This is a genomic window from Bordetella tumulicola, assembly GCF_965138755.1.
In the GTDB taxonomy this organism is placed as follows: Bacteria; Pseudomonadota; Gammaproteobacteria; order Burkholderiales; family Burkholderiaceae_B; genus Bordetella_A; species Bordetella_A tumulicola.
On record NZ_CBCSFP010000006.1, the window covers coordinates 174,084 to 195,017 of the forward strand.

The following is a 20,934-nucleotide window of genomic DNA, read 5'->3' on the forward strand; positions in this document are numbered from 1 at the left end:
CCAGAAATACAGACATGTTGTGCGAACCAGCCACGCAATGGGGCTAGTGCTTACTTTAGCGCAGTCCCGCTGCGTAATCAGACACTGCCTTGATATCGGCATCCGACATACGGTCGGCGATGTCATTCATCACGGCGTTGTTGGCACGGTCTTTACTGCGGAACAGCTTCAACTGCTCTTCGATATACGAAGGGAACTGTCCTGCCAACCGGGGATACTGACCGGGCAGGCCAGCGCCGTTCGCGGAATGGCACGACGCACAGGCCGGCACATTGCGCTCCGGCAAACCGCCACGCCAGATCTTGCGCCCGTGCTCGACCAGATCTTCGTAGCCCGCAGTCGCTGGCTGCGCAAGCGGCTGCTGCGCCAGATACAGCGCCACGTTTTGCATGTCTTGCGGCGTCAGACTTTGCGCCATGGCGGTCATCGGCGTGGGATTGCCACCCGCACCGTTGCGCAGGGGCTTCTCGGCGCCTTCTTTGGTTTGGAAGTCGGCCAGTTGTTTGGCCAAATACTCGTGGGGATGCGCGGCTAGGTTGGGATTAGCAGGAATACTGCTATTGCCCCCTGGGCCGTGACAGGACGCACAGGCGACAATGCCTCGAGAAGCGTCACCCTGATCATAAAGTTGCGCGCCTTTCGTCGCATCGGGCTTAGTAGGCCCTGCTGCGCTTTCGGCGGCAAAACTTGAAGACATAACAGACACACCGAGCATCAGCCCGCTGGCTACCAACATCTGGGACAGCACACGCATCATTGAATACCTCGACGACCGGACCTCGATCAAGGCGCAAAAAGCGCCCCATGCCTGCCCCATGCCATGCCGGACCGAACATATATCCGCCCCGGAGTTCCCCTCTTTTTAAGAAGCGGAAAGACCCGGCCAACGCAGGGGTACCACTGCTGCAAACGCACGATTATACAATAGGGTTCACAACCACCTGTATCGGACTTCCCACGTGTCCCTCCTCCATCGCGCCTCCTTCTATATTTCGGCGGCCCAACTCGACCAACTGCCAGACCCCGGCGCGCCCGAAGTCTGCTTTGTTGGCCGCTCCAACGCGGGCAAATCCTCCGCCATCAACGTGCTGTGTAATCAGCGTCGGCTGGCCTTTTCCAGCAAGACGCCCGGCCGCACACGACTGATTAACTTGTTTGGCCTGCCCGACCCGTTGGAGCCCGAACAGCCGCTGGGTTTTCTGGTCGATTTGCCAGGCTACGGCTATGCCTCCGTCGCCTACAAGGAAAAAGAAAAATGGTCTGACATCCTTGGCGGCTACCTCCGCGACCGGCCGTCTTTGGCAGGCATCGTCTTGCTGATCGACATTCGCCGCGGCGTCACCGAGCTGGATCGCCGCCTGGCCGATTTCATCGCGCCCACGGGCCGCCCTGTGCTGGCGCTCTTGACCAAAGCCGACAAGCTGCCGTATGGCCAACGCCAGCGCGCCGTCTTTGCCGTGCGCAAACAACTTGCTGACATCGGTGCGCTCTACACCGTACCGTTCTCGGCCACCGAACGCATCGGCCTGCCCGAAGCAACGCAATACATCGAAAACTGGATATCCCCAAAGGTCGTGCCATGAAGCCCACCCTCATCGCTCCCGCATTTCCGACCTCGCGCCCACGCCGCCTGCGCCGCGACGACTTTACCCGTCGTCTGGTTCGCGAAAGCACGTTGACGGTCAACGATCTGATCTATCCGGTTTTCGTCGCCGAAGGCAATGGTCTGCGCGAGCCCGTGCCATCGTTACCCGGCGTCGTCCGCTATTCGCCCGACACACTGCTGACCGTCGCCGAGGAATGTGTCGCGCTCGGCATCCCGGTCCTGTCCCTGTTCCCGGCCATCGACCCGGCGCTCAAGACGCCAGACGGCATCGAGGCCGCCAACCCCGACGGCCTGATCCCGCGTGTGGTCACCGCGCTGAAACAGCGTTTCCCACAACTGGGCATTCTCACCGACGTTGCCCTGGACCCCTACACCAGCCATGGTCAGGACGGCATCATCGATGACCATGGCTACGTGATCAACGAGCCCACCGTCGAAATTCTGATCCGACAGGCCCTGGTCCAGGCAGAAGCCGGCGTCGACATCGTCGCCCCCAGCGACATGATGGACGGTCGCATCGGCGCCATACGCGCCGCCCTTGAGTCCAAGCAGCACATCCATACCCGGATCATGGCGTACTCCGCCAAATACGCCAGCGCGTTCTACGGCCCCTTCCGTGACGCCGTAGGCTCGGCCAGCAACCTCGGCAAATCCGACAAAATGGCCTACCAGATGGACCCGGGCAATATCGACGAAGCGCTGCGCGAAGTCGCCGCCGATCTTCAAGAAGGCGCCGACATGGTCATGGTCAAACCCGGGATGCCCTATCTGGACGTACTACGCCGCGTCAAAGACACCTTCCGTGTCCCGACTTTTGCCTATCAGGTCAGTGGGGAATACGCCATGATCAAGGCCGCGGCCGCCAACGGCTGGCTCGATCACGACAAGGTCATGATGGAAGCCCTGCTGGGCTTTAAGCGAGCAGGCGCCGACGGCATCCTGACGTACTTTGCTATCGAGGCGGCCAAGCTACTTAAACAGCGGTAATACCGCAGTTGCGTCGCCCTGGGCCGCATAGAGGGCCCTCTTTTCTTATTCCTAACGCAACACTCGGTCTAATACACTCGCGAAACGGGCCGCATCCTGAAACCCAACGACGCGAGCGTCAGCGATAGGTGTACCACCCGGCTCAAAAAATAGAATGCCGGGCGGCCCAAATAATCGAAATCGCTTCAGCAGCTCTCGATCGTCCGCATTATTCTGTGTCACGTCGGCTTGTACCAGCAACATGCGCGACAGTTTGCTCGCGACGACAGGATCAGAAAACGTAAAGCGCTCCATTTCGCGGCACGATACACACCAATCCGCATAGAAATCCAACATCACGGGTCGGGTGCTCTGCGCCAGCAAAGCATCCAACTCGGCGGTATTGCGCACGCGTGTAAATTCCACATGCCCCGTGGCTGCAATCGTCTCGTTGCCACCACCTCGCTGCACCAAATGCGACAGTGGCTGCAAAACGTCACGCCCCCCGCTAGCCGCACCCACCAACCACGCTGCGGCTGCTAAGGCCAGCAGCAATCCGATGCCTTTTGCGAACATACGGGGAGCCCCTGCCGAATCGGGCAATCCATCAAAGGCGCGCAACATCACGGCACCCACGATGGCCAAAAATGCCCAGCCTGTCATCTGCAACCACGTCGGTGTAATGGGGATGAGCATCCACCACGCTGTGGCGAGCAACAGCATGCCGAACAATCGCTTGACGCCATCCATCCACGGCCCAGCTTTAGGCAGTAGCGCACCGGACGACGCGCCCACAATCAGCAAAGGCACGCCCATGCCCCAAGCCAGCGCAAACAGCGCTGCAGCGCCCAGTACCACGTCGCCGGTCTGGGATATGTACAACAAGGCGCCGGCCAACGGGGCCGCGACGCAGGGGCCCACGATCAACGCCGATATCGCGCCCATTGCCAAAGCACCTGTTACGCGCCCTCCGGGGATGCGCGTCGAACGTGCTGTCAACCAGCTCTGCACGGCGCCCGGGACCTGAAAATCAAAAGCGCCAAACGTTGCAACGGCCAGTATGACCAATACGCCAGCAAATACGGCCAAAATCCACGGCGTCTGTAACCATGCCGCCAGACCCGCGCCGCTCAGGCCGGCCGCCACGCCCAATGCCGTGTAGACCACCGACATACCCAATACATAGGCCGCTGCCAAGCCCAGGCCACGCCAACGCCCCGGACGCACATCCCGTGTTCCGCCGACAACGATGGAAGACAAAATGGGAATCATCGGCAACACGCATGGTGTTAACGCCAACAACAGGCCCAATACCCAGAACACACCTGCGGTCTTGAGCCAACCCAAACCGCTGATTGCATCGGCCAGCCCCATATCGCCGGCAGACAACAGCGAAGTCAGTCCGCCCGTGGAAGCCGAACTGGTAGATGAATTCGCCACGCCCGAGCCACCGACCACCAAGCCCGTCACTGAGCGGCTCGCATCGGCGCTGTCCAACCCATACCCCCCAGCAATAGGGGTCAGCTTGATCGTGTGATCTGCAGGTGGGTAGCACAGCCCAGCATCGGCACAGCCTTGACTGGTCACTTTCAGGACGAACGGCTGCGTTCCCGCAACCGGTACCGTGATCGTCACCTGACGGTGATAGACCTCCATATTCTTTTCGAAGGTAGGGTCGTATTTGACGTCACCCTGTGGATAAACGGGCTGCCCCAACGTCACTGCGCCCTCTGGATCGGCTTGCAACTGAAACCGCTCGCGATACATGTAGTACCCCGGGGCGATGCGATATTGCAGCTCGACGGTGCCGGGCGCGGCCATCGTTGCACTGAACACGAAAGCCTGCTCCGGCGGCAAAAAATCATCCTCTGACAGCGCGGCCACTGGACGCCAGGCCAACATGAGCCAGATCGCGATAGCGGTCAGCGCGATCCAGCCATACCGCCATCGCGACGGTTTACGAACCATGAACTGATGCATCAAATTCTCTTAGTCAATGGGCTTGCCCGTTGCTTGATTACGCACCCAATCCAGATAAGCCGCACTGCCGCCTATCACCGGGACGACGATGATTTCAGGCACCTCGTACGGATGCAGTTTAGCCAAGGCCTGGACAAGGGCATGCTGATGGCCAGCGGTCGTCTTGATCCACATCGGTACCTCGTCTGCCCCTTCGATTTGGCCTTCCCAGTGATAAATGGACAAAATGGGGGCACCGAGGTTCACGCAGGCTGCCAGACCATCCTCTACCAACACATGGGCAATACGTTTAGCCAACAATAGGTCTGGGGCGTTACTGATAACCAGCACGATATCGTCGTCGCGCGACATGAGAGCTCCTGCAAACGGTTTGCACCGCAGTGTCTATACGGTATCTTACTTTGTGTATCGTCACAGAGACCCTATCGCCATGTCAGACTCCTGCTTGTTCTGCCGTATCGCACAAGGCCAGATTCCCGCGCACATCGTGCACGAAGACGAGGACATACTGGCCTTTCTGGACATTCAACCTGTCCGGCCAGGGCATGTGCTGATTATTCCCAAGCAGCACTACCCGTACTTCGAAGATCTGCCGCAGCGACGGGCCAATCAGATTCTGGCACTCGGCCAATCGCTGGCTCAGGCCATGAAGGCCCTATATCAGGTCGAACGCGTCGGATTCGTCTTTACCGGCATCCACGTGGCTCATGCACACGCGCATCTCATCCCCATGCACACGCTGCAAGACGTGACGTCCACTCAATACATTGCCCAGCAGGATCTGGAATTCATCACGCCTCCGCAGCCGCCCGCCGAGCAATTGGCGGCGACGGCCGCTCAGTTGCAGGAAGCCTTAAAAACCCGTCCTTAAGAAAATGAACGCAGGCCCTTAAAACAAAGGCGAGCCCGAGAGCTCGCCTTTGCGCTTATTCACTGACCGGATTATTCGGCAGCGTTGTCGGCCTCGGTTTCCTCGACTTCAGGACGATCCACCAATTCCATGAAAGCCATGGGAGCGTTATCGCCTTGACGGAAACCCATCTTCAGAATGCGGGTATAGCCGCCGTTACGGGCCGCATAGCGGGGACCGATTTCGGCAAACAGCTTCACCACAGCATCGCGATCACGCAGACGGGCAAAAGCCAGACGCTTGTTCGCCAGAGTGGGTTCCTTGCCCAGAGTAATCAGGGGTTCAACGACGCGGCGCAGTTCTTTCGCCTTGGGCAGCGTGGTCTTGATCGCTTCGTGGGTCAACAACGAAACGGCCATGTTGCGAAACATGGCAAGACGGTGGCTGCTAGTACGATTGAGTTTACGCAAACCATTACCGTGACGCATGATAAGTTCCTTTTGAATCTAAAGGCGGCGCTTGCACCACCAGGTTATCCGGATCTTCTATCAGCCTGTTGCCAGACTGCGGTCCGGTAGAAAATGGGTAATTTAATGGACGAATCAGGGGCGTTCCAGACCCAGAGGCGGCCAGTTCTCGAGCTTCATGCCCAAGGTCAAGCCACGTGCAGCCAGAACTTCCTTGATTTCGTTGAGCGACTTACGACCCAGGTTCGGGGTCTTGAGCAACTCGTTTTCAGTACGCTGGATCAGGTCGCCGATGTAGTAAATGTTTTCGGCCTTCAGGCAGTTGGCCGAACGCACCGTCAACTCCAGATCGTCCACCGGACGCAGCAGCACCGGATCGATTTGCGGCGTGCCACGCACCGGCGCTTCGTACGAATCGCCTGCGCCTTCCAGGGCCGCAAACACCGAAATCTGATCCATCAGAATGCGAGCCGACTGACGAACGGCTTCCTCAGGCGAGATAACGCCGTTGGTTTCGATATCCAGAACCAGCTTGTCCAGGTCGGTACGCTGCTCAACGCGAGCGCTTTCAACAGCGTAGCTGACGCGGCGCACGGGGCTGAACGAAGCGTCCAGCACGATACGACCAATCGTGTGGGTACGGTCTTCGGACAGGGCACGCACGTTACCCGGCACATAGCCGCGACCCTTTTCGACCTTGATCTGCATTTCCACCTTGCCGGCGTCGGTCAGGTTGCAGATGAGGTGATCGGGATTGATGATCTCGACGTCATGCGGCAGCTCGATATCGCTGGCCAACACGGCGCCCACGCCATTCTTGCGCAGCACCAGCGTGACTTCGTCACGATTGTGCAGCTTGAAAACCACGCCCTTCAGGTTCAGCAGGATGTCGACGACATCTTCGCGCACACCGGGAATGGTCGAGTATTCGTGCACGACGCCGGTCAGTTGCACTTCGGTGGGCGCGTAGCCCGTCATCGAAGACAGCAAAATACGGCGCAGGGCGTTGCCCAGCGTGTGGCCGTAACCACGCTCGAAGGGTTCCATCACGATCTTGGCATGGTGAGTGCCGACCGGTTGAACATCAATGGAACGCGGCTTCAGAAAACCTTGAGTGGACATGTACAGTATTCCTTTTCAATACCCTCGGCTCGTTACACCGATAAGGCTGATGGAAACAAAAGAAACGCAGCAAAAAGTGCTGCTCACTATGACCGCAAAACCCGCTTGCGCGGAAATCGCGGAAGCGGGTTGCTGCGGGACTTGCAATCGAAAAAACGAAGCAAGCAGTGCGATCATCAAGATCGCACTGGCTACGATTAACGCGAGTACAGTTCGACGACCATCGATTCGTTGATATCGCGAGCGACATCAGCACGATCGGGAGCTGCCTTGAACGTACCGGCCATTTTGTTCGTATCGACCTCCACCCATTGGGGGATGCCGATGCTCGAGGCCAAATCCAGCGATTCGCGGATACGACCTTGCTTCTTGGCCTTTTCGCGGATGGTGATCACGTCTCCAGCCTTGACGATCATCGAAGCGATGTCTGCGGTGTGACCATTCAACTCGACAGCGCGGTGGCTAACCAGTTGGCGGGCTTCAGCACGCGTCGAGCCGAAGCCCATGCGGTACACCACGTTGTCCAGGCGCGATTCCAGCAACTGAATCAGTGTTTCGCCCGTGTTGCCACGGCGACGCTCGGCTTCAGCGAAGTACTTGCGGAATTGCTTCTCCAGCACGCCGTACATACGCTTGAGCTTTTGCTTTTCACGCAGTTGCAGACCGTAGTCGGAGGTGCGGGATCCCGAAGTGCGGCCATGCTGACCAGGCTTGGAATCCAGCTTGCACTTGGAATCCAGCGAGCGGCGGGCGCTCTTCAGGAAGAGATCGGTACCCTCGCGGCGCGAGAGTTTGCATTTGGGTCCAGTATAACGAGCCATGTGGATTCCCCTTAGATACGACGACGCTTCGGCGGACGGCAGCCGTTATGCGGTACGGGCGTGATATCGGCAATGCTCGAGATCTTGATGCCCAGCGCATTCAGCGCACGCACGGACGATTCGCGACCAGGACCAGGGCCCTTGATACGCACTTCGAGAGTTTTGATGCCATATTCGAGCGCCACGCGGCCGGCCGTTTCGGCAGCCACCTGAGCGGCGAACGGCGTCGATTTGCGCGAGCCCTTGAAGCCCGCGCCACCCGAAGTCGCCCACGACAGAGCATTGCCCTGGCGGTCGGTAATGGTGATGATCGTGTTGTTGAACGACGCGTGAACGTGCGCAATGCCGTCCGAGACGTTCTTCTTGACCTTTTTGCGTACGCGCGAAGCGCCGCTGGTGGAAGCTTTCGCCATAATCTAATTCCTCGATTATTTCTTCAGGGACGCAGCAGCACGACGCGGTCCCTTGCGGGTGCGGGCGTTGGTTCGAGTGCGCTGGCCGCGCACGGGCAAACCGCGCTTGTGACGCATACCACGATAAGTGCCCAAATCGATCAAACGCTTGATCGACAATTGGACTTCGCGACGCAGGTCACCCTCGACCGTGAACACACCAACGTGTTCGCGAATACGCTCCAGTTCCGCGTCGGTCAGATCCTTGACCTTTTTGGAAAGGGGTACATTTGCTGCTTCGCAAATCTTGCGGGCGCGCGTACGACCGATGCCAAAAATGGCGGTCAGGCCGATCTCGGCGTGCTGTTGCGGCGGAATGTTAATGCCAGCAATACGGGCCATGACTGTTCCTTGAATAAATCCGTTGCGTGTCGCTAACCGGGGTTAGCCTTGACGCTGCTTGTGACGCGGGTCGGTGCAGATAACGCGCACCACGCCGTGACGTTTAATAACTTTGCAGTGGCGGCAAATCCGCTTAACCGATGCCATTACTTTCATGGTTGACTCCTAATTTTCCGTAATCCAGATCTACTCATTTTGAGCGAAACACAATTCTTGCCCTTGTCAGGTCATAGGGCGTGAGCTCCACAGTGACCTTGTCGCCCGGCAGAATCCGGATGTAATGCATACGCATCTTGCCGGAAATATGGCCTAACACCACGTGGCCGTTTTCGAGCTTGACGCGAAAAGTCGCGTTGGGGAGATTTTCAACAACCTCACCTTGCATCTGAATGACGTCGTCCTTGGACATTCTTCTTCGCTACCGCATCGGCAAACCTGAGGAACCCTTGAAGTTCGCCTTCTTTAGTAGCGAATCATACTGGTGCGACATCATGTAGGCCTGAACCTGGGACATGAAATCCATCGTCACCACTACGATAATCAACAAGGACGTGCCACCAAAATAAAACGGTACATTCCAACGCATCACCAAGAACTCTGGCAGTAGACACACCAGGGTGATATACAACGCACCCACCAGCGTCAAACGCATCAGAATCTTGTCGATGTAGCGCGCTGTTTGCTCGCCCGGGCGGATGCCAGGAACGAACGCACCACTTTTCTTCAGGTTATCTGCCGTTTCGCGGCTGTTGAATACCAACGCCGTGTAGAAGAAGCAGAAGAAAATGATCGCGGCCGAATACAACGTGATGTAGAGCGGCTGACGAGGCTCAAGAGCCGCTGCCAGGTCACGCAACCACAACATGCTGTTACCCGTCGAAAACCAGCTGGTAATCGTAGCCGGAAACAAAATGATCGACGACGCAAAGATCGGCGGAATCACGCCAGCCATGTTCAGCTTTAGCGGCAAGTGCGAGCTTTGACCACCGTAGATCTTGTTACCCACTTGGCGCTTGGCATAGTTCACCGTGATCTTGCGCTGTCCGCGTTCCACGAACACCACAAAAGCAGTGACCAACACCACCAACGCCACGATGAACAGGGCCGAAACCACCGACATCGCATTGGTACGAACCAGATCCAGCAATCCAGCCAGCGCCGAAGGCAGTCCGGCAACAATACCCGCGAAAATCAAAATCGAGATACCGTTACCCAGACCACGCTCGGTGATCTGCTCACCCAGCCACATGATAAACATGGTGCCGGTCAGCAACGTCACGACCGTCGTAAAGCGGAACAACATGCCAGGGTCAATCACCAACCCCGGCTGGGACTCCAGTGCTACCGAAATACCCACCGCCTGCACCAGCGCCAGCACCACAGTGCCGTAACGGGTGTATTGGGTGATCTTGCGGCGACCGGCCTCGCCCTCTTTTTTGAGGGCTTCCAGCGACGGAACCACAACGGACATCAACTGCATAATGATGGATGCAGAGATGTACGGCATGATCCCCAAGGCGAAGATCGAAAAGCGCGACAACGCGCCGCCCGAAAACATGTTGAACAGGCCCAGGATACCGCCCTGGTTTTGACGGAACAGGTCCGCCAGTGCGTCCGGATTGATGCCCGGTACGGGAATGTGCGTACCCAGCCGGTAAACCACCAAGGCGAGCACCAGGAACACGAGACGGCGCTTTAAGTCGCCGTACTTCGGTCCGGTCTTGCCCAGTGCCTGTGCGTTAGCCACGTATTACCCCGCAATCAAGCAAGCGAGCCGCCCGCGGCTTCGATGGCGGCGCGAGCGCCGGCCGTCGCAGTGATGCCCTGGAGCGTCACTTTGCGCGAGAGTTCACCGGACTTGATGACCTTGGCGTAGCGAACCTGTTGACCGATCACGCCGGCGGCCTTCAACGCTTGCACATCGATCTCGTCGATGGGCAGCGCTTGCAGTTCCGACAGGCGAACCTCGGCATGCAAGTGTCGACCCATGGGCGTGAAACCACGCTTGGGCAGGCGACGCTGCAGCGGCATTTGACCGCCTTCGAAGCCGACTTTGTGAAAGCCACCCGAACGCGATTTTTGACCCTTGTGGCCACGACCGGCGGTTTTACCCAGACCCGAACCGATACCACGGCCGACGCGGCGCTTGGCGTGCTTGGCACCCTCAGCGGGCTTCAGCGAATTGAGTTGAATATCCGACATCGTAATTCCTTAGGCTTCCGAGACGGAGACAAGATAATCCACTTTACGGATCATCCCGCGCACCTCGGGCGTGTCGACCAGAACTCGGCTGCTGTTGATACGGCGCAGACCCAGACCGCGGACGGTGTCGCGGTGGGATTGCTTTGTACCGATCGTCGAGCGCACGAGGGTAACTTTGATCTGCTTCTGAGACATGATTTACCCCAGGATCTCTTCGACGGTCTTGCCGCGCTTGGCAGCGACTTCTGACGGAGTCAGGGAAGCACGCAGGCCGTTCAGCGTAGCACGGACCAAGTTGTAGGGATTGCTCGAGCCGAGACTCTTGGCAACAACGTTACGCACACCCATCACGTCGAAGATAGCGCGCATCGGGCCACCGGCAATCACGCCAGTACCTTCAGCAGCCGGCGAGATCAAGACGGTGGAAGCACCGTGCTTGCCCACGACTGTGTGATGCAACGTGCCGTTCTTCAGCGCAACCTTGAACATGCCGCGGCGGGCTTGTTCCATTGCTTTCTGGACCGACACCGGCACTTCACGCGCCTTGCCCTTGCCCATGCCGATACGGCCATCGCCATCACCTACAACGGTCAGCGCGGCGAAGCTCATGGTGCGACCACCTTTGACCACTTTGCTGACGCGATTTACCGCGATCATTTTTTCGCGCAAGCCGTCGTCGTTCTCTTTTTCCGCGGCGCCTTTGCCTTGTACTTTAGCCATTTGACAAATCCTCGCTTAGAACTTCAGGCCGGCTTCACGCGCGGCATCGGCCAGCGCTTTCACGCGGCCATGGTAACGAAAGCCCGAGCGATCGAAAGCGACCAATTCGATACCGGCAGCCTTGGCCTTTTCGGCCACGCGCTTGCCCACCAGCGTGGCAGCGGCAGTATTGCCGCCCTGACCGGTTTGACCGGCCAGTTGCGCACGCACTTCGGGTTCCAGCGTCGAAGCGCTGACCAGCACGCGATCGCCTTCCGGCGAAATGATGTTGGCGTAAATGTGCAGATTCGAGCGGAAGATCGAGAGGCGGTGTACGCGCAACTCGGAGATCTTCCGACGGGTCGTAACTGCACGACGCAAACGGGAAACTTTTTTGTCCATGATTCGTCCTTGCGTGCGCCGTTATTTCTTCTTGGTTTCTTTAATGACGACGCGTTCGTCCGCATAACGCACGCCCTTGCCCTTGTAGGGTTCGGGTTCGCGATAGGCGCGGATTTCAGCGGCCACTTGACCGACGACTTGCTTATTGGAGCCCTTAATGACGATTTCCGTCTGGGTCGGGCATTCGGCTTTGATACCAGCAGGCAGCTTGTGCACAACATCGTGCGAGAAACCCAACTGCAGCTTGATGGCATCACCTTGGATTTGGGCACGATAACCCACACCCACCAGGTTCAGCTTGCGCTCGAAGCCCTTGCTCACACCAGTCACCATGTTGGCGACCAGCGCACGCACGGTGCCCGACATAGCGCCAGCATGGCGCGAGTCGTCAACAGCAACAAACGTCAGTTTGCCATCGTCGAGTGCGACCTTGACGTGACCCGTCAGTTCTTGGCTCAAAGTGCCCATCGGGCCTTTGACGGTGATTTGGTCCTGTTGGATGTTGGCTTCAACACCCTTGGGCAAATCGACCGGATATTTAGCAATACGTGACATTATCGTTACTCCTTAGGCCACGTAGCACAGGACTTCGCCGCCGACACCGCTTGCACGGGCCTTGCGATCAGTCATGACGCCACGCGAGGTGGAAACGATAGCCACGCCCAGGCCGTTCATGACCTGAGGAATGCTGGTACGGCCCTTGTAAATACGCAAGCCAGGGCGCGAAACGCGTTCAATGCGCTCGATAACCGGACGGCCAGCGTAGTACTTCAGGGTGATTTCCAACTCAGGCTTAGCCTGCGTGCCTTTGACTTCAAAGCTGTCGATGTAGCCTTCGTCCTGGAGCACAGCGGCAATTGCCGCCTTCAGCTTCGAGGAGGGCATGCTCACCGTAACTTTGTCAACTTGCTGCGCATTGCGAATGCGAGTCAGCATATCGGCGATGGGATCGCTCATGCTCATGTTTTTTCTCCTACCAGCTGGCCTTGGTGATGCCGGGGATTTCCCCCTTCATCGCCATTTCACGCAGTTTGTGGCGAGTCAGCCCAAACTTGCGGAAGACACCGCGCGCACGACCCGTGACGACGCAGCGGTTACGCTGGCGAGTCGGGTTAGCATTGCGCGGCAGTTGTTGCAGCTTCAGCCGAGCTTGATAACGCTCTTCGTCGGTCTTGGATTGATCGTCGACGATCGCTTTCAGTTCAGCACGGCGAGCCGCGAACTTGTTAGCCAGCTTGGCGCGCTTGATATCGCGATTGATGAGGGAAAGTTTAGCCACGTCATCAGCCCCTTAGTTACGGAACGGGAAGCTGAAGGCCGTTAACAGCGCCTTGGCTTCATCGTCGGTCTTCGCGGTGGTAGTGATGCTGATGTTCAGCCCACGCAACGCGTCGATCTTGTCGTATTCGATTTCGGGGAAAATGATCTGCTCTTTCACCCCGATGTTGTAGTTACCACGACCGTCGAATGCACGACCGGAAATACCACGGAAGTCGCGCACACGAGGCAACGCAACCGCCACCAGGCGATCCAGGAATTCGTACATACGTTGACCACGCAACGTCACCATGCAACCGATCGGGTAGTTTTCGCGGATCTTGAAACCGGCGATAGCCTTACGGGTCTTGGTGATGACGGGCTTTTGGCCAGCGATCTTGGTGAGATCAGAAACAGCGTGCTCGATGACCTTTTTGTCAGCGACGGCTTCCGAGACACCCATGTTCAGGGTGATCTTGGTGATGCGCGGCACTTCCATTTGGCTCTTGTAGCCAAATTTTTCCTTCAGGTCAGGAGCAACTTTGCTCTTGTAGAGTTCTTGCAAACGAGACATGTCTGTCGCCCCTTACGCCTTGGCGCCGACAACGGCACCATTGGAACGGAACACGCGGACCTTGCGGCCATCGACTTCTTGCACGCCGACGCGATCGCCCTTACCGGTGGCCGGGTTAAACAGCGCCACATTGGAAATGTGGATCGGCAAAGTCTTTTCGATGATGCCGCCAGGGTTGTTGGCCATAGGATTGGCCTTGACGTGCTTTTTAACGACGTTAACGCCTTCGACCAGAACGTGATCGGCATCAACGCGAGCCAGCACGGTGCCACGACGCTTTTTGTCGCGGCCGGTCAGGACGACGACTTCGTCGCCTTTACGAATGTTGTTCATCGTGAGCTCCTTACAGCACTTCAGGGGCCAACGACACGATCTTCATGAAACGCTCGGTACGCAGTTCACGCGTAACGGGTCCGAAGATGCGGGTGCCGATGGGCTCCAGCTTGGCATTGAGCAACACGGCGGCATTGCCACCGAAGCGGATCAGCGAACCGTCTTTACGGCGCACACCCTTGGCGGTACGAACCACCACGGCGTTGTAAATTTCGCCTTTTTTGACGCGCCCGCGCGGAGCCGCATCTTTGACGCTCACCTTGATGATGTCGCCGATACCGGCATAACGGCGCTTGGAGCCACCGAGCACCTTGATGCACATAACAGCACGCGCACCGGTGTTGTCGGCCACGTCCAGCGTGGTCTGCATTTGGATCATGATTTTTCCTGTTCCAACTTAACTGGAATTACGATTTCCCGACCAGGGGATGTCGCATTTCCTGCCAGTTTTGGTCCCGTCAGGTCCGCCGCCCATTTCGAAGACAATCTTCAAAACAAAACAACGACCCTGGGTTGAAATCCTGCGGATACTTTCCCCGATACCCTTGTCGGCCAACCGCAGCCATCAGGCTGCAACACATAACCAATACAGGCAACTCGGGAAAGCGTGTAATTCTAGCGTACCTAATATGCGAACGCAAGCCCTTTGTGTGAAAAATGTGCAGTATCACTACAAAAGGTATGGCCGCATCAATCTTACCAAGCAGGTTTACCAAATATAGGCTGAACCAATAGGTTCGCCCATAAGGCTGTCAACGAGGCCTGCCAATAGAAAACGGCAAGGATATGGATCCTCGCCGTTCCTCAAACCGACCGGCTCTTAACAAAGTGTTAATTGCCAGTCGATCTGGTTCGCATCAATTAGATGATGCGGACCGCTTCGATCAAACGAACCACGCTCCAGGACTTCGAGCGCGAGATCGGACGACCTTCAGCGATTTCAACGGTATCGCCTTCGTTGTATTGGTTCGTCTCGTCATGCGCTTTGTACTTTGCGGAGCGCATGATGATCTTGCCATAGATGGGGTGCTTGACGCGACGTTCAACCAGAACGACGATCGTCTTGTCCATCTTGTTGCTAACAACTTTGCCAACCAGCGTACGCTGGCGCTTGGCGACTTGGGTGTTTTGAGTTTCGCTCATTTTTATTTCCCTGCCTTTTCGGTCAGCAAGGTACGCACACGCGCGATATCGCGACGGACGTTGCGCAGCTGGCTGGTGTTGGCAAGCTGCTGCGTGGCCTTCTGCATACGCAGACCGAATTGTGCCTTCAGCAGGCTCTCGAGCTCTTGGCCGAGCTCGGCGGCGTCTTTCGAACGGAGTTCGGTAGCTTTCATTGTGTACTCCTTAAGCACCGATATGACGCGCGACGAACGTGGTCGAGATCGGCAACTTGGCGGCGGCCAGGCGGAAAGCCTCGCGCGCCAGCTCTTCGCTAACCCCTTCCATTTCGTAGAGCACCTTGCCGGGTTGGATTTCGGCGACCCAGTACTCCGGGTTACCTTTACCGTTACCCATCCGGACTTCGGCTGGCTTTTGCGAGATCGGCTTATCCGGGAAAATGCGAATCCAGATACGGCCGCCACGCTTGATGTGACGGTTGATGGCGCGACGAGCAGCTTCGATCTGACGAGCCGTCAGACGGCCGCGGCCGGTGGCCTTCAGGCCGAACTCGCCGAACGACACGTTCGTGCCGCGCGTCGCGAGACCGGTGTTGCGGCCCTTTTGCTCTTTGCGATACTTTCTGCGAGAGGGTTGCAGCATGGTTATTCTCCTTCAGGAGCCGGGGCCGCGTCCGCCTTGCGGGGACCACGACCACGACCACCCGGACGACCCGGACGATCACCACCAGGACGATCGCCACGCGGTGCGCGACGCGGACGACGCTCTTCTTCACGCGGAGCAGCGGTTTCCGGCGGCAATTCGCCGTTGGCCAACATGTCGCCCTTATAGACCCAGACCTTGATGCCAATCACACCGTAGGTGGTGTGGGCTTCGGAAGTACCGTAGTCGATATTGGCCTTCAGCGTGTGCAGCGGTACGCGACCCTCGCGGTACCATTCGGTACGTGCGATTTCGATACCGTTCAGACGGCCTGCGCTCATGATCTTGATGCCTTGAGCACCCAGACGCATGGCGTTCTGCATAGCACGCTTCATTGCACGGCGGAACATGATGCGCTTTTCGAGCTGCTGCGAAATCGAATCAGCGATCAGTTGAGCGTCGGTTTCCGGCTTGCGGATTTCCTCGATGTTGACGTGCACAGGCACGCCCATCAGACGCTGCAGATCAGCCTTCAGGTTTTCGATGTCTTCGCCGCGTTTACCGATCACCACACCCGGGCGAGCCGAGTAAACGGTGATGCGTGCGTTCTTGGCGGGACGCTCGATAATGACGCGGCCAACAGAAGCGCTCTTGAGCTTTTTCTTGAGGTATTCGCGAACGCGGATGTCTTCGGCCAACATCGTGCCGAAAGCTTTGTCATCAGCGAACCAACGCGAAGACCAATTACGGGTGACCGCGAGACGGAACCCAGTGGGGTGAATTTTCTGACCCATCGTGACTCCTTAGCCTCCGACCTTGACCGTGATATGGCAGGTCTGCTTCTCAATGCGGTTACCGCGGCCCTTGGCACGAGCCGAGAAACGCTTCATCGATTGGGCCTTGTCGACGAAAATCGTAGTGACTTTCAATTCGTCGATATCGGCACCGTCGTTGTGTTCGGCATTCGCGATGGCGGACTCGACAGCCTTTTTCAGGATGCCGGCAGCCTTCTTGGGGGAAAAGGTGAGGATATTCAGCGCCTGAGACACCGACTTGCCGCGGATCAAATCCGCAACCAAACGGGTCTTTTGGGCCGAGATGTGAACCCCACGGATAATGGCAGTAGTTTCCATCGCTTACCTCTTCGCCTTCTTGTCCGCAGCGTGACCCTTGTACGTACGGGTCAGTGCAAACTCGCCGAGCTTGTGACCGACCATGTTCTCGTTGATATACACGGGAACATGCTGACGGCCGTTGTGCACAGCGATCGTCAGACCGATAAACTCGGGCAGGATCGTGGAACGGCGCGACCAGGTTTTGATCGGCTTCTTGTCTTTGCCCGCGACGGCCGCGTCCACCTTGTTGATAAGGTGGGCGTCGACAAACGGACCTTTCTTGATCGAACGTGACATAGTGTTCGCCTCTTACTTGCGCTTGCGCCGTTGGACGATCATATTGTTCGTCCGCTTGTTGCGACGGGTTTTGAAACCCTTCGAGGGCGTGCCCCACGGGCTGACCGGTTCGCGTGCTTCGCCAGTACGGCCTTCGCCGCCACCGTGCGGGTGATCCACCGGGTTCATGGCAACACCACGAACCGTCGGACGCACACCGCGCCAACGCATTGCACCGGCCTTGCCGATTTGGCGCAGGCTGTGTTCTTCGTTACCGACTTCACCGATGGTGGCACGGCACTCAATGTGAACGCGACGGACTTCGCCCGAACGCAGACGCACCTGAGCGTACGTACCTTCTCGAGCCAGCAGCACCGCGGATGCACCAGCCGAACGCGCCATTTGGGCGCCCTTGCCAGGCAGCATTTCGATGCAGTGGATCGTGGTACCCACCGGAATGTTACGGATAGGCAGCGTGTTACCAGCGCGAATCGGGGCTTCGATACCCGAGATCAGCGTGGCGCCCACTGCCAGACCGCGCGGCGCAATGATGTAGCGACGCTCACCGTCGGCGTAGCACAACAAAGCAATGTGCGCCGTACGGTTGGGGTCGTACTCGAGGCGTTCGACCGTGGCCGGAATGCCATCTTTGTTGCGACGGAAGTCGACGATACGATAGTGCTGCTTGTGACCACCACCACGATGACGAATCGTGATGTGACCGTTGTTGTTACGGCCAGAACCACGGATCTTCTTTTCGAGCAGGGCAGCGTGCGGCGCACCTTTGTGCAGGTTCGGGCTAACTACCTTCACCATGCCACGGCGGCCAGCCGAGGTCGGTTTTACTTTGACGAGGGCCATTTACTTCACCTCCGCAAAGTCGATTTCCTGGCCGTCTTTGAGCGCAACATAAGCCTTGCGCTCAGTGCGGCGGCGGCCCATGAAACGGCCAAAGCGCTTGACTTTGCCCTTACGGTTGAGGACCTGCACGGACTCGACCTGCACCTTGAACAGCAGTTCGACGGCAGCCTTGATTTCCGGTTTGGTAGCGTCAGCCACGACACGGAAAGCGACTTGCTGATTTTTCTCGGCGACGAAGGTGGCCTTTTCGGTCACCACCGGCGCCAGAATGACTTGCATCAAGCGTTCGGCGTTCATCCCAGCATCTCCTCGAGTTGAGCGATGGCCGGCTTGGTGATCAGCACTTTCTTGTAGTGGATCAGCGACAACGGATCGGCATAACGGGGCTCGACCACGGCAACATGCGGCAAGTTGCGGGTGGCGAGGTAAACATTTTCATCGAGGGTGTCGGTAATGATCAACACCGAATCCAGGCCCAGACTCTTTAGCTTGGAAACTGCCAGCTTGGTCTTGGGAGATTCGAGATCGAACGTATCGACAACAGCAATGCGGTCTTCGCGAGCCAACTGCGACAGAATCGAACGGATACCCGCGCGATACATTTTCTTGTTGACCTTTTGGCTGAAGTTTTCTTCAGGCGAATTCGGGAAAGCACGACCACCCCCACGCCACAACGGCGACGAGGTCATACCAGCGCGTGCGCGACCGGTACCCTTTTGGCGCCAGGGTTTCTTGGTGCTGTGCTTGACTTCGGCACGATCTTTCTGGGCACGGTCACCGCTACGCGCGTTGGCCTGAAAGGCCACGACGACTTGGTGAACCAGCGCTTCGTTGAAATCACGACCGAAAATGGTGTCGGGCGCGCTAAAAGTCGCGGCCTCACCTTGATCGTTCAGGAGCTTGAGATCCATGTTGCTTACGCCCCCTTCTTGGCCGGCGCCTTGATGGCCGGACGCACGACGATATCGCCGCCTGCGTGGCCGGGGACAGCGCCCTTGACCAACAGCAGACCGCGCTCTGCGTCCACACGCACGACGTCGAGGTTTTGAACGGTACGGGTAACGTCACCCAGGTGACCCGCCATGCGCTTACCCGGAAAAATACGACCCGGATCTTGTGCTTGACCGATCGAGCCCGGTACGCGGTGCGAACGGGAGTTACCGTGCGACGCGCGTTGCGAACCGAAGTGGTGACGCTTGATGGTACCGGCGAAACCCTTACCGATGGTGGTACCCGTCACGTCGACTTGTTGGCCGGCTTCGAAGACCGACTCAACAGCGATGACGGCGCCCGGCGTGAACTCGGCCAGACGGGCCGGATCCAGACGGAACTCTTTCAGCATGCTGCCGGCTTCAGTGCCGGCTTTGGCGTAGTGACCAGTTTGAGGCTGGGCCACACGCGAGGCACGACGAGTGCCATAAGCCACCTGGACTGCAGCATAGCCGTCAGCTTCCAGGGACTTGATCTGGGTCACACGGTTGTTCGACACGTCCAGCACGGTCACCGGGATGGATTCACCTTCCTCGGTAAAAATGCGGGTCATGCCGACCTTGCGACCCACCAGACCCAGCCGGTGAGCGGCGGGCGTGGGCGTCGAATTCGACATTGTTTTCTCCATTCCCGACTACGATTGGTCGGGGCTAATCAGGCGAAAGGTAAAGGCTTTCACCCTACAGGGCCAAGTAACCATAACCGCTTGCTTTACTTACGCCTATTACTACGGCGCTACTGCTTTTCACTAGCATGCGATCAGGTTGCTGTTGCCACAAAATGGCAAGCTTTGCATATTAGCACAGTTTTTCCTGATGGCACAAGTAGTTAGGTGCACAATGGAAAAACGCCACATTCCGAAGCGTGTGGCGTTTTTTCATGCCAAGCAGAAAGCCCGGCAAAGCCCCGAAGGGCTTGACATACCTTACTGCAGCGCGATTTCGACGTCGACACCAGCCGGCAGGTCCAGACGCATCAGGGCGTCAACGGTCTTGTCGGTGGGATCCACGATGTCCATCAAACGCTGATGGGTACGAATCTCGAACTGATCGCGCGACGTCTTGTTCACGTGAGGTGAACGCAGAACGTCGTAGCGGCGGATACGGGTAGGCAGCGGCACCGGACCACGAACCACGGCGCCCGTGCGCTTGGCGGTATCGACGATCTCGGCAGCAGACTGATCGATCAGCTTGTAGTCAAAAGCTTTCAAGCGGATGCGGATCTTCTGGTTTTTCATGGTGTTTCCTAAAGAACGAAAAACGAAAGCGGTTGGAGGGGACGCAACCACTTTCGTTGGTTGGGGGTCGCCTTAAGCGATGATCTTTGCGACGACGCCAGCGCCGACGGTACGGCCGCCTTCACGGATGGCGAAACGCAGACCTTCTTCCATGGCGATCGGGGCCAACAGCTTGACCGTCATCGACACGTTGTCACCCGGCAGAACCATTTCCTTGTCCTTGGGCAGGTCGATCGAACCCGTCACGTCCGTCGTACGGAAGTAGAACTGGGGACGATAACCATTGAAGAACGGCGTATGACGGCCACCCTCTTCCTTGGACAGAATGTACACCTCGGCCGTGAACTCCGTGTGCGGCGTGATCGACGCCGGCTTGGCCAACACCTGGCCGCGCTCGACGTCTTCGCGCTTGGTGCCGCGCAACAAAATACCCACGTTGTCGCCCGCTTGACCTTGGTCGAGCAGCTTGCGGAACATTTCCACGCCCGTGCACGTCGTCTTGACCGTCGGCTTGATGCCCACGATTTCGATTTCTTCGCCGACCTTCACGATACCGCGCTCGATACGACCCGTCACCACCGTGCCACGACCCGAGATCGAGAACACGTCTTCCACCGG

36 protein-coding genes are annotated in these 20,934 nt (G+C 57.8%); 3 read left to right on the forward strand and 33 right to left on the reverse strand.

Annotated elements, in window-relative coordinates; genetic code table 11:
- Positions 1-55: 55 nt before the first annotated feature.
- Positions 56-757, reverse strand: a complete 702-nt coding sequence (locus ACNAZS_RS16515) for a c-type cytochrome (protein WP_415791232.1) — start codon at positions 755-757, stop codon at positions 56-58.
- Positions 758-959: 202 nt separating this feature from the next.
- On the opposite strand from ACNAZS_RS16515, the gene yihA reads away from it, so the two are divergent.
- Positions 960-1,583, forward strand: a complete 624-nt coding sequence (gene yihA, locus ACNAZS_RS16520) for a ribosome biogenesis GTP-binding protein YihA/YsxC (RefSeq protein ID WP_415791234.1) — start codon at positions 960-962, stop codon at positions 1,581-1,583.
- Positions 1,580-2,593 carry a porphobilinogen synthase gene (gene hemB / locus ACNAZS_RS16525; RefSeq protein WP_415791236.1) on the forward strand — a complete coding sequence of 338 codons (1,014 nt, stop codon included), beginning with the start codon at positions 1,580-1,582 and terminating at the stop codon, positions 2,591-2,593. Before yihA ends, hemB begins: the two co-directional genes overlap by 4 nt.
- 51 nt (positions 2,594-2,644) lie before the next feature.
- Here the strand turns inward: hemB and dsbD are convergent, their stop codons facing one another.
- Complete coding sequence (gene dsbD, locus ACNAZS_RS16530; RefSeq protein WP_415791238.1) at positions 2,645-4,552, reverse strand: protein-disulfide reductase DsbD; 1,908 nt, start codon at positions 4,550-4,552, stop codon at positions 2,645-2,647.
- 9 nt (positions 4,553-4,561) lie between these two features.
- Positions 4,562-4,903 carry a divalent-cation tolerance protein CutA gene (gene cutA, locus ACNAZS_RS16535; RefSeq protein WP_415791240.1) on the reverse strand — a complete coding sequence of 114 codons (342 nt, stop codon included), beginning with the start codon at positions 4,901-4,903 and terminating at the stop codon, positions 4,562-4,564.
- A gap of 79 nt (positions 4,904-4,982) precedes the next feature.
- On the opposite strand from cutA, the gene ACNAZS_RS16540 reads away from it, so the two are divergent.
- Positions 4,983-5,423, forward strand: coding sequence for an HIT family protein (locus ACNAZS_RS16540; protein ID WP_415791242.1), 441 nt, complete (start codon positions 4,983-4,985; stop codon positions 5,421-5,423).
- Between the two features lie 71 nt (positions 5,424-5,494).
- Here ACNAZS_RS16540 and rplQ read toward each other — a convergent pair whose 3' ends face one another.
- From rplQ to ACNAZS_RS16690, 30 genes are all read right to left on the reverse strand, one after another.
- Entirely contained in the window at positions 5,495-5,890 is a 396-nt protein-coding gene (gene rplQ, locus ACNAZS_RS16545) for a 50S ribosomal protein L17 (RefSeq protein ID WP_415791244.1), read from the reverse strand.
- Between the two features lie 114 nt (positions 5,891-6,004).
- Positions 6,005-6,991: a DNA-directed RNA polymerase subunit alpha gene (locus tag ACNAZS_RS16550; protein WP_415791246.1), complete on the reverse strand. Its 987-nt coding sequence runs from the start codon at positions 6,989-6,991 to the stop codon at positions 6,005-6,007.
- Between the two features lie 197 nt (positions 6,992-7,188).
- Positions 7,189-7,812 carry a 30S ribosomal protein S4 gene (gene rpsD / locus ACNAZS_RS16555; protein ID WP_415791248.1) on the reverse strand — a complete coding sequence of 208 codons (624 nt, stop codon included), beginning with the start codon at positions 7,810-7,812 and terminating at the stop codon, positions 7,189-7,191.
- An 11-nt stretch (positions 7,813-7,823) separates the two neighbouring features.
- A complete protein-coding gene (gene rpsK / locus ACNAZS_RS16560) occupies positions 7,824-8,225 on the reverse strand; it encodes a 30S ribosomal protein S11 (protein ID WP_006216516.1) in 402 nt (133 codons plus the stop codon).
- Positions 8,226-8,240: 15 nt separating this feature from the next.
- On the reverse strand, positions 8,241-8,606 hold the full coding sequence (rpsM, locus tag ACNAZS_RS16565; RefSeq protein WP_012251748.1) for a 30S ribosomal protein S13: 366 nt from the start codon (positions 8,604-8,606) through the stop codon (positions 8,241-8,243).
- 42 nt (positions 8,607-8,648) lie between these two features.
- Complete coding sequence (gene rpmJ, locus ACNAZS_RS16570; protein WP_114419073.1) at positions 8,649-8,762, reverse strand: 50S ribosomal protein L36; 114 nt, start codon at positions 8,760-8,762, stop codon at positions 8,649-8,651.
- A 34-nt stretch (positions 8,763-8,796) separates the two neighbouring features.
- Positions 8,797-9,015, reverse strand: coding sequence for a translation initiation factor IF-1 (gene infA, locus ACNAZS_RS16575; RefSeq protein ID WP_160351891.1), 219 nt, complete (start codon positions 9,013-9,015; stop codon positions 8,797-8,799).
- A gap of 9 nt (positions 9,016-9,024) precedes the next feature.
- Positions 9,025-10,353 (reverse strand): preprotein translocase subunit SecY, encoded by a 1,329-nt coding sequence (gene secY, locus ACNAZS_RS16580; RefSeq protein WP_415791252.1) that lies wholly within the window; start codon positions 10,351-10,353, stop codon positions 9,025-9,027.
- A 14-nt stretch (positions 10,354-10,367) separates the two neighbouring features.
- A complete protein-coding gene (gene rplO / locus ACNAZS_RS16585; protein WP_415791254.1) occupies positions 10,368-10,808 on the reverse strand; it encodes a 50S ribosomal protein L15 in 441 nt (146 codons plus the stop codon).
- Positions 10,809-10,817: 9 nt separating this feature from the next.
- The gene (rpmD, locus tag ACNAZS_RS16590) at positions 10,818-11,003 is read right to left on the reverse strand and encodes a 50S ribosomal protein L30 (protein WP_415791256.1); all 186 of its coding nucleotides are present in this window, start codon (positions 11,001-11,003) and stop codon (positions 10,818-10,820) included.
- A gap of 3 nt (positions 11,004-11,006) precedes the next feature.
- Positions 11,007-11,528, reverse strand: a complete 522-nt coding sequence (rpsE, locus tag ACNAZS_RS16595; RefSeq protein ID WP_415791258.1) for a 30S ribosomal protein S5 — start codon at positions 11,526-11,528, stop codon at positions 11,007-11,009.
- Positions 11,529-11,543: 15 nt separating this feature from the next.
- On the reverse strand, positions 11,544-11,909 hold the full coding sequence (gene rplR / locus ACNAZS_RS16600) for a 50S ribosomal protein L18 (protein ID WP_415791260.1): 366 nt from the start codon (positions 11,907-11,909) through the stop codon (positions 11,544-11,546).
- A gap of 21 nt (positions 11,910-11,930) precedes the next feature.
- Positions 11,931-12,464, reverse strand: coding sequence for a 50S ribosomal protein L6 (gene rplF / locus ACNAZS_RS16605; protein ID WP_415791262.1), 534 nt, complete (start codon positions 12,462-12,464; stop codon positions 11,931-11,933).
- A 12-nt stretch (positions 12,465-12,476) separates the two neighbouring features.
- Positions 12,477-12,872, reverse strand: a complete 396-nt coding sequence (gene rpsH / locus ACNAZS_RS16610; protein WP_415791264.1) for a 30S ribosomal protein S8 — start codon at positions 12,870-12,872, stop codon at positions 12,477-12,479.
- A gap of 10 nt (positions 12,873-12,882) precedes the next feature.
- Positions 12,883-13,188 (reverse strand): 30S ribosomal protein S14, encoded by a 306-nt coding sequence (gene rpsN, locus ACNAZS_RS16615; protein ID WP_415791266.1) that lies wholly within the window; start codon positions 13,186-13,188, stop codon positions 12,883-12,885.
- 12 nt (positions 13,189-13,200) lie between these two features.
- Positions 13,201-13,740, reverse strand: a complete 540-nt coding sequence (gene rplE, locus ACNAZS_RS16620) for a 50S ribosomal protein L5 (RefSeq protein WP_415791268.1) — start codon at positions 13,738-13,740, stop codon at positions 13,201-13,203.
- A 12-nt stretch (positions 13,741-13,752) separates the two neighbouring features.
- Positions 13,753-14,073, reverse strand: coding sequence for a 50S ribosomal protein L24 (rplX, locus tag ACNAZS_RS16625; protein ID WP_415791270.1), 321 nt, complete (start codon positions 14,071-14,073; stop codon positions 13,753-13,755).
- A gap of 10 nt (positions 14,074-14,083) precedes the next feature.
- The gene (rplN, locus tag ACNAZS_RS16630) at positions 14,084-14,452 is read right to left on the reverse strand and encodes a 50S ribosomal protein L14 (RefSeq protein ID WP_003806916.1); all 369 of its coding nucleotides are present in this window, start codon (positions 14,450-14,452) and stop codon (positions 14,084-14,086) included.
- A 482-nt stretch (positions 14,453-14,934) separates the two neighbouring features.
- Positions 14,935-15,216 (reverse strand): 30S ribosomal protein S17, encoded by a 282-nt coding sequence (rpsQ, locus tag ACNAZS_RS16635; RefSeq protein ID WP_415791274.1) that lies wholly within the window; start codon positions 15,214-15,216, stop codon positions 14,935-14,937.
- Between the two features lie 2 nt (positions 15,217-15,218).
- A complete protein-coding gene (gene rpmC / locus ACNAZS_RS16640; protein WP_415791276.1) occupies positions 15,219-15,410 on the reverse strand; it encodes a 50S ribosomal protein L29 in 192 nt (63 codons plus the stop codon).
- 10 nt (positions 15,411-15,420) lie between these two features.
- Entirely contained in the window at positions 15,421-15,837 is a 417-nt protein-coding gene (rplP, locus tag ACNAZS_RS16645) for a 50S ribosomal protein L16 (protein ID WP_029579982.1), read from the reverse strand.
- Positions 15,838-15,839: 2 nt separating this feature from the next.
- The gene (rpsC, locus tag ACNAZS_RS16650; RefSeq protein ID WP_415791278.1) at positions 15,840-16,631 is read right to left on the reverse strand and encodes a 30S ribosomal protein S3; all 792 of its coding nucleotides are present in this window, start codon (positions 16,629-16,631) and stop codon (positions 15,840-15,842) included.
- 9 nt (positions 16,632-16,640) lie between these two features.
- Positions 16,641-16,970, reverse strand: coding sequence for a 50S ribosomal protein L22 (gene rplV, locus ACNAZS_RS16655; protein ID WP_415791280.1), 330 nt, complete (start codon positions 16,968-16,970; stop codon positions 16,641-16,643).
- Between the two features lie 3 nt (positions 16,971-16,973).
- A complete protein-coding gene (gene rpsS, locus ACNAZS_RS16660; RefSeq protein ID WP_415791282.1) occupies positions 16,974-17,249 on the reverse strand; it encodes a 30S ribosomal protein S19 in 276 nt (91 codons plus the stop codon).
- Positions 17,250-17,261: 12 nt separating this feature from the next.
- Positions 17,262-18,089, reverse strand: coding sequence for a 50S ribosomal protein L2 (gene rplB / locus ACNAZS_RS16665; protein ID WP_415791284.1), 828 nt, complete (start codon positions 18,087-18,089; stop codon positions 17,262-17,264).
- Complete coding sequence (gene rplW / locus ACNAZS_RS16670) at positions 18,090-18,386, reverse strand: 50S ribosomal protein L23 (protein ID WP_415791286.1); 297 nt, start codon at positions 18,384-18,386, stop codon at positions 18,090-18,092.
- Complete coding sequence (gene rplD / locus ACNAZS_RS16675) at positions 18,383-19,000, reverse strand: 50S ribosomal protein L4 (protein WP_415791288.1); 618 nt, start codon at positions 18,998-19,000, stop codon at positions 18,383-18,385. The genes rplW and rplD overlap by 4 nt, the downstream gene beginning before the upstream one ends.
- Before the next feature lie 5 nt (positions 19,001-19,005).
- A complete protein-coding gene (gene rplC, locus ACNAZS_RS16680; RefSeq protein WP_415791290.1) occupies positions 19,006-19,695 on the reverse strand; it encodes a 50S ribosomal protein L3 in 690 nt (229 codons plus the stop codon).
- Between the two features lie 309 nt (positions 19,696-20,004).
- Positions 20,005-20,316, reverse strand: coding sequence for a 30S ribosomal protein S10 (rpsJ, locus tag ACNAZS_RS16685; RefSeq protein ID WP_003806903.1), 312 nt, complete (start codon positions 20,314-20,316; stop codon positions 20,005-20,007).
- A 72-nt stretch (positions 20,317-20,388) separates the two neighbouring features.
- Positions 20,389-20,934, reverse strand: a 546-nt coding sequence (locus tag ACNAZS_RS16690) for an EF-Tu C-terminal domain-related protein (RefSeq protein WP_415791293.1), incomplete at its 5' end; no start/stop codon positions are given.

What these genes read in the sequence shown, in the direction of transcription:
- ACNAZS_RS16515 (WP_415791232.1), bottom strand. Translation starts at nt 757, where the DNA reads ATGATGCGTGTGCTGTCCCAGATGTTGGTAGCCAGCGGGCTGATGCTC.
- hemB (WP_415791236.1), top strand. Translation starts at nt 1,580, where the DNA reads ATGAAGCCCACCCTCATCGCTCCCGCATTTCCGACCTCGCGCCCACGC.
- dsbD (WP_415791238.1), bottom strand. Translation starts at nt 4,552, where the DNA reads ATGCATCAGTTCATGGTTCGTAAACCGTCGCGATGGCGGTATGGCTGG.
- cutA (WP_415791240.1), bottom strand. Translation starts at nt 4,903, where the DNA reads ATGTCGCGCGACGACGATATCGTGCTGGTTATCAGTAACGCCCCAGAC.
- ACNAZS_RS16540 (WP_415791242.1), top strand. Translation starts at nt 4,983, where the DNA reads ATGTCAGACTCCTGCTTGTTCTGCCGTATCGCACAAGGCCAGATTCCC.
- rplQ (WP_415791244.1), bottom strand. Translation starts at nt 5,890, where the DNA reads ATGCGTCACGGTAATGGTTTGCGTAAACTCAATCGTACTAGCAGCCAC.
- ACNAZS_RS16550 (WP_415791246.1), bottom strand. Translation starts at nt 6,991, where the DNA reads ATGTCCACTCAAGGTTTTCTGAAGCCGCGTTCCATTGATGTTCAACCG.
- rpsD (WP_415791248.1), bottom strand. Translation starts at nt 7,812, where the DNA reads ATGGCTCGTTATACTGGACCCAAATGCAAACTCTCGCGCCGCGAGGGT.
- rpsK (WP_006216516.1), bottom strand. Translation starts at nt 8,225, where the DNA reads ATGGCGAAAGCTTCCACCAGCGGCGCTTCGCGCGTACGCAAAAAGGTC.
- rpsM (WP_012251748.1), bottom strand. Translation starts at nt 8,606, where the DNA reads ATGGCCCGTATTGCTGGCATTAACATTCCGCCGCAACAGCACGCCGAG.
- rpmJ (WP_114419073.1), bottom strand. Translation starts at nt 8,762, where the DNA reads ATGAAAGTAATGGCATCGGTTAAGCGGATTTGCCGCCACTGCAAAGTT.
- infA (WP_160351891.1), bottom strand. Translation starts at nt 9,015, where the DNA reads ATGTCCAAGGACGACGTCATTCAGATGCAAGGTGAGGTTGTTGAAAAT.
- rplO (WP_415791254.1), bottom strand. Translation starts at nt 10,808, where the DNA reads ATGTCGGATATTCAACTCAATTCGCTGAAGCCCGCTGAGGGTGCCAAG.
- rpmD (WP_415791256.1), bottom strand. Translation starts at nt 11,003, where the DNA reads ATGTCTCAGAAGCAGATCAAAGTTACCCTCGTGCGCTCGACGATCGGT.
- rpsE (WP_415791258.1), bottom strand. Translation starts at nt 11,528, where the DNA reads ATGGCTAAAGTACAAGGCAAAGGCGCCGCGGAAAAAGAGAACGACGAC.
- rplR (WP_415791260.1), bottom strand. Translation starts at nt 11,909, where the DNA reads ATGGACAAAAAAGTTTCCCGTTTGCGTCGTGCAGTTACGACCCGTCGG.
- rplF (WP_415791262.1), bottom strand. Translation starts at nt 12,464, where the DNA reads ATGTCACGTATTGCTAAATATCCGGTCGATTTGCCCAAGGGTGTTGAA.
- rpsH (WP_415791264.1), bottom strand. Translation starts at nt 12,872, where the DNA reads ATGAGCATGAGCGATCCCATCGCCGATATGCTGACTCGCATTCGCAAT.
- rplE (WP_415791268.1), bottom strand. Translation starts at nt 13,740, where the DNA reads ATGTCTCGTTTGCAAGAACTCTACAAGAGCAAAGTTGCTCCTGACCTG.
- rplX (WP_415791270.1), bottom strand. Translation starts at nt 14,073, where the DNA reads ATGAACAACATTCGTAAAGGCGACGAAGTCGTCGTCCTGACCGGCCGC.
- rplN (WP_003806916.1), bottom strand. Translation starts at nt 14,452, where the DNA reads ATGATCCAAATGCAGACCACGCTGGACGTGGCCGACAACACCGGTGCG.
- rpsQ (WP_415791274.1), bottom strand. Translation starts at nt 15,216, where the DNA reads ATGAGCGAAACTCAAAACACCCAAGTCGCCAAGCGCCAGCGTACGCTG.
- rpmC (WP_415791276.1), bottom strand. Translation starts at nt 15,410, where the DNA reads ATGAAAGCTACCGAACTCCGTTCGAAAGACGCCGCCGAGCTCGGCCAA.
- rplP (WP_029579982.1), bottom strand. Translation starts at nt 15,837, where the DNA reads ATGCTGCAACCCTCTCGCAGAAAGTATCGCAAAGAGCAAAAGGGCCGC.
- rpsC (WP_415791278.1), bottom strand. Translation starts at nt 16,631, where the DNA reads ATGGGTCAGAAAATTCACCCCACTGGGTTCCGTCTCGCGGTCACCCGT.
- rplV (WP_415791280.1), bottom strand. Translation starts at nt 16,970, where the DNA reads ATGGAAACTACTGCCATTATCCGTGGGGTTCACATCTCGGCCCAAAAG.
- rpsS (WP_415791282.1), bottom strand. Translation starts at nt 17,249, where the DNA reads ATGTCACGTTCGATCAAGAAAGGTCCGTTTGTCGACGCCCACCTTATC.
- rplB (WP_415791284.1), bottom strand. Translation starts at nt 18,089, where the DNA reads ATGGCCCTCGTCAAAGTAAAACCGACCTCGGCTGGCCGCCGTGGCATG.
- rplW (WP_415791286.1), bottom strand. Translation starts at nt 18,386, where the DNA reads ATGAACGCCGAACGCTTGATGCAAGTCATTCTGGCGCCGGTGGTGACC.
- rplD (WP_415791288.1), bottom strand. Translation starts at nt 19,000, where the DNA reads ATGGATCTCAAGCTCCTGAACGATCAAGGTGAGGCCGCGACTTTTAGC.
- rplC (WP_415791290.1), bottom strand. Translation starts at nt 19,695, where the DNA reads ATGTCGAATTCGACGCCCACGCCCGCCGCTCACCGGCTGGGTCTGGTG.
- rpsJ (WP_003806903.1), bottom strand. Translation starts at nt 20,316, where the DNA reads ATGAAAAACCAGAAGATCCGCATCCGCTTGAAAGCTTTTGACTACAAG.